The sequence below is a fragment of the Mesorhizobium sp. M8A.F.Ca.ET.021.01.1.1 genome (genome assembly GCF_003998025.1).
Classification (GTDB): Bacteria; Pseudomonadota; Alphaproteobacteria; order Rhizobiales; family Rhizobiaceae; genus Mesorhizobium.
On sequence record NZ_RZSJ01000457.1, the window covers coordinates 1 to 5,177 of the forward strand.

Here is a 5,177-nt window from a genome sequence, read left to right on the forward strand (position 1 = left end):
CGGCCGGGCTGTCGCAGAAGACATAGTCGAAGACCGAGCGCAGCTTGTCGATCACCTCGCCGACGCCGTCTTCCGTCAGCGCGTCCTTGTCGCGCGTCTGCGAGGCCGGCAGCAGGAACAGCGTGTCGACGCGCTTGTCGCGGATCAGCGCCTGCGACAGCTTGGCCGTGCCCTGGATGACGTTGACGAGGTCGAACACGACGCGCCGCTCGGCGCCCATGATCAGGTCGAGGTTGCGCAGGCCGACGTCGAAATCGACCAGCGCCACCTTCTTGCCGGTCTTGGCGACCGCGGCACCCAGCGCGGCCGTCGAGGTGGTCTTGCCGACGCCCCCCTTGCCCGATGTGACGACCACTACCTTGCCCATGGAAAAAGCCTCCGTTGCCTGTTGTCGTTTGTTGCGCCGTGCGCCGCACGGCTGTTGTCAGAGCCTGCCATCATGCCATCCGAAACCGGTCCGAAGCTTGCGCGCGGCGATGGTGCCTCGGCGTCTGTCCGGGCCGGAAGCGTGAAGCCGGGCGCCAGCATCCCTCGGCCCTAGTTCAGCGGCACGACGGCGAGCATGTCGCCTTCGAGAAAGGCCTGCACCGCCTTGCCGCGCGAGACGCCTTCCATCTCTTCCGCCGTCGTGTACCAGCCATCGACCGAGATCAGCTCCGCCTCGTTCCTGCGGCAGAAGATGCGCGCCGACCGGTTGCCTTGCGAGCCGGCGATGGCGCGGCCGCGCAGCGTGCCATAGACATGGATCGAGCCCGCCGCGATGATCTCCGAGCCGGACGCCACCGAGCCCAGCACGATGACATCGCCATGCGGATGGAAGATCGACTGGCCCGAGCGGATCGGCGACTTGACCATCAGCGTGCCGGCCTGGACCGCGTCAGTCGCGCCGGCTTCCGCCGCCTTGACCGCCTTGCCCTTGCCGGCCTCGGCTTTAATTTCGGCGGCCTTGCCCTCGCCGGGCTTGCCGGCGTCCTTGCCGCGATCCGAAAACACCGTTTCCAGCTTGCCGGCCTCATCAGCCGCCTCCGCTTTGCCCTTGCGGCCGGGAAGCAGGCCGTCCGAAGTCGCCTCCTTGGCGCCGGAGAGCAGCGGCGGCAGGTCGAGCCCGAGCGAAGCCCCTTCGAGCTCGATCGCATAGACCCGGATGCCGCGCGCGCCGAGCGACGCCACCAGCAGCGCGATGTCGGCGACCTCGGGCTTCAGCACATTGAGATCGAGCACCACCGGCCGCCCGGCAAAATAGCCCGGCGAATTGCCGATCCAGTGATCCAGCCCCTCCAGCCAAGCCCCGATCGGCGCCTCCGGGGTGAGCGTGAACGCCACGAACGAACGGGCGCGGAAGCGAATGGATTTTGTTTCGACGGGGGCGGCAAAGGTCACGGCCAGCGAATCCTTACTGAGAGGTAAACGCTAGGGGGCTAATGGTTAACGAATGGTTAACGGGCGTGCGCAACTCGGCAGCTGGTGCGAGAAATTGGAAGGTGGCTAGGCGCCCTGCGGAGACGGCCGACGACAGGTGCGGCTGCCGGGGAAGCAAAATATCAGCGGCGACGCGAAGCCGATCGAATGGCTGCAACCAGATGGGCATCTTCGAAAGGTTTGCTTATCAACGCCACGTCGGGAGGGCGATCCGAGATCTTCTCGGCATCGGCGTAGCCCGTGACGATGAGCGCTGGCCAATCCGCGCGCAGGCTGCGGGCGAAGCGGATGACGTCGATGCCCGAAATGAGCGGCATGGCGAAGTCGGTTACGATGACGTCGAAGCGCTCCGGTTCCCTTTCGATGGCGGCCAGTGCCTGGGCGCCGCCGGAAAACGCCGTCACGTCGAAACCTGATTGCCGCAGCGACATCGCCGTCAACTCCCGCAGGGACTGACTGTCATCGACGAGCAGAACAGTCGGCAACTGTTCCTCGGCCGTCGCCGGGAGACCCGCGCCGGAATTCGTGACGCTACCGGATTCGAAAACAGGCTCATCCTTGGCGGCGTCTTGCGTCCCGCGTGAGCGGGGCAACCAAAGCTCCATGGTGGTGCCGTGGCCAACTTCGCTGTCTATCCTGAGCGTGCCACCAGACTGCTTGGCGAAACCATAGACAGTGCTGAGGCCAAGGCCCGTGCCCTTGCCGATCGGTTTTGTCGTGAAGAACGGCTCGATCACTTTGCTGATCAGATCCGCGGCGATACCTGTCCCGGTGTCCTCGACCGCAAGCCTGACATAGTCGCCCGCGCCAAGCCCCTGGCCGGTGTGGCCGATGCTGCGATTGTCGGCCCTGACGGAGATTGTCCCTCCCGAAGGCATCGCGTCGCGGGCATTGAAGACCAGGTTCATCAAGGCAAGCTCGAGCTGTGCCGGATCCGCATGCACCGGCCATATGTCGTCACCAACGTGCCAGTCGAAGCGCACCAAACCGCCCAGGATCGGCGCCACCAGGCCGGTCATCGTGTCTCCCAGGCTCGACATGCGCACGGCAACCGGCTTCAATTCCTGGCGCCTTGAAAAGGCGAGCATGCGCTGGATGAGATCCTTGCCCTGGGAAGCGGAGCGGCGCGTCATGTCGAGAACCTGGGCCGCCTTGCCGTCGAGCGTCACTTGCCTTTCGAGCAGGCTCAGCCCGGAGAGGATCGCCGCAAGCAGGTTGTTGAAATCGTGGGCAAGTCCGCCGGTCAGCTTGCCAATTGCATCGAGCCGCTGCGATTGCAGCAATTGGCCTTCCAGATGGCGCTGCTCGGTAATGTCCTGCATGGTGCCCAGCAGTTCGAGCCCGGCGCCATTCCTGGCGACCACACCTTGGTCGAAGAATATACGGTATTCCTCATTGGCGCACCGCCAGCGGAACTCGCAAGCATAAGAGCCTGTCTCGTGGGCAGCCGAAAGCGATCTTGTCACCGCGTCCCGATCAGCGGGATGGACCCGGCCGATGCCGAAATCGGGATCCGCGATGAAACGGTCCGGAGAAAATCCCGTTAACCGCTCGACCCCTTTGGAAACATAGCTCGCCGCGTATGGCGCCTGCGCCGCGCGGGCGTGAAAGCAAATCGGCAGCGAAGCGAGGATCGTCTCCTGCCGGGCCTCGGAATGCCGCAGCGCCCGCTCGGCATCGAGTTTGTCGGACGTCGCCTTCAGCGCCCGTTCAAGCAGCAGTTGCTCCCGAGCCGCAGTCCGTTCGATTTCCCTCGTCTTTTCATAGAGATCGACGAAAACCATGACCTTGGACCGCAGCATCACCGGGTCGAATGGCTTGAACAGGTAATCCACCGCGCCGGCATCATAGCCGCGCAACATATGCGCTTCTTCCTTGTTGATGGCGGTCAGGAAGATGATCGGTGTGTTGTTCGAACGCTCGCGCCTCCGGATCAGCGAAGCGGTTTCGTAACCGTCGAGACCGGGCATCAGCACATCCAGCAGAATGACGGCGAAGTCTTCCTTGAGCAGAAAGCGCAGCGCTTCTTCGCCCGACTTGGCGCAAATCACTTGCCCCACTCCGTCAAGGACCTCCTCTATGGCAAGGAGATTTCGCTCGTCGTCGTCGACAGCGAGAACGCGAACCGGCAGCGACTTTTCGAATAGTTCGTTGTTATCTGCTTCCATCGCGGCCATGGGCTAAATCTGCCGAGGCGTAACCAGATTGCGGTCGTCATCGTCTGCCTTGAATGGCCCCGCGCGCGAGCGCGAGCGGCCGACCCAAACCCGCAGCAGGGCCAGGAGCAGGTCGAGATCGACGGGCTTGGCGATGTAGTCGGACGCGCCGGCGTCCAGACATTTCTGGCGATCTCCTTTCATCGCTTTGGCTGTGACGGAAATCAGGGGAATGTGCGCGATCTTTGGCTGTGAGCGGATCCTGCGCATCGTCTCGTACCCATCCATCTCGGGCATCATGATATCGATCAGGGCGACATCGACGTCCGGCGCCTCTTCAAGCATGGCTATGCCGTCGCGCCCCCGCTCGGCATGCTGGACCTCGATACCGTAGGTCTCCAGCACGCTGGTCAGCGAATAGATGTTGCGAATGTCATCGTCGACGATGAGAACCCTGGCCCCAGCCAGGTCGGCGTTGTCGAGTTGCTCGGACGCAGAGATCTCCTTGTCGGCCCTGTCGCCTGGAAGAGCCGCGGACATCAACAAGCCAAGCTGGGCAAAGTTGTCGGCACGCGGAACGTCGCTGAGGGGCGGATGCAAGGCGACCTGCTGCTGAAAGGCATCTGGATGGGGCGTGAAGAACAGCAGGCGCGGTACAGAATCGCCGAACTGAGACATGATCTCGTCGAGCATCTGGGCGTTGTCCTTGGCCGAACGGCCAAACCCGAACACCACGGCGTCATAGCCGGCGATACCGTTCCCGTCCGCGTTAGCCGCAACCCGGCCGATGGCGGTGACCGACGTGACGCCATCGCGAATGGCTTCGACCAGCGCCAGACGACGCTCGGAATCTGGATCGGCGACCAGCACCTTGCGTTGTATCCTGAGCGTCCTCGACTGAATGTCGTCGAAGACACGCGTAAGCTCGCCAGCGGACACCGGCTTGCTGGAAACGCTTGCGGCGCCACGGCGCGTGAGAAGCTCGATGTCCTCGGCGCCGGAGATAACGTGGATAGGTATGTTCCTGGTCTTCGGATCATGCCGCAAAAGGTCGAAAAGGACCCAGCCATCAATGTCCGAAAGGCCGAGATCGAGGGTGATCGCATCGGGCATGAGCTTGCGTGTAAGAGCCAGCGTTCCCGAGCCCGCCGTGGAAAGCACGCCTTTCAACCCCGCCGATCGGGCAAGACCAAGCAGCAGCCCGCCAAAAGTGGGGTCGTCCTCCACGATCAGCACCACCCTGTCCGACGGGTCGATCGAATCACGATCGTCGGCGAGTTCTGGCGTTCCCGCCGTGCTGGTAGCCGCAACGGACCCGGCAGCCGGCGAAAGCTCGATCTGCGGTGCAAGACTGCTGCTGCGGGGACCATCGAAGGGAATGACAAGCGTGAAGGTCGATCCCGTTCCAGGCTGGCTTTCGACACGCAACTCGCCGCCGAGGAGGCGGGCGATTTCCCGGCTGATCGAGAGGCCGAGGCCGGTGCCGCCATATTTGCGGCTGGTGGTCCCGTCGGCCTGTTGAAACGCCTCGAAGATCAGCTTTTGCTTGTCCTCCGGAATGCCAATGCCCGTGTCGGTGACGGCAATTGCCAGCGCCTTGGG

The 5,177-nt window shown here is 63.4% G+C and carries 4 protein-coding genes; all 4 read right to left on the reverse strand.

Annotated elements, in window-relative coordinates:
- Positions 1-367 (reverse strand): AAA family ATPase (locus tag EOA36_RS26930; RefSeq protein WP_145969325.1); only part of this gene is annotated, 367 nt, incomplete at its 3' end.
- Between the two features lie 170 nt (positions 368-537).
- Entirely contained in the window at positions 538-1,380 is an 843-nt protein-coding gene (minC, locus tag EOA36_RS26935) for a septum site-determining protein MinC (protein WP_127280144.1), read from the reverse strand.
- Between the two features lie 161 nt (positions 1,381-1,541).
- Positions 1,542-3,596 carry a response regulator gene (locus EOA36_RS26940; RefSeq protein WP_127280145.1) on the reverse strand — a complete coding sequence of 685 codons (2,055 nt, stop codon included), beginning with the start codon at positions 3,594-3,596 and terminating at the stop codon, positions 1,542-1,544.
- Positions 3,597-3,599: 3 nt separating this feature from the next.
- Positions 3,600-5,177: response regulator (locus EOA36_RS26945; RefSeq protein ID WP_145969326.1), on the reverse strand; the 1,578-nt coding region annotated here is incomplete at its 5' end.

What these genes read in the sequence shown, in the direction of transcription:
- EOA36_RS26940 (WP_127280145.1), bottom strand. Translation starts at nt 3,596, where the DNA reads ATGGCCGCGATGGAAGCAGATAACAACGAACTATTCGAAAAGTCGCTG.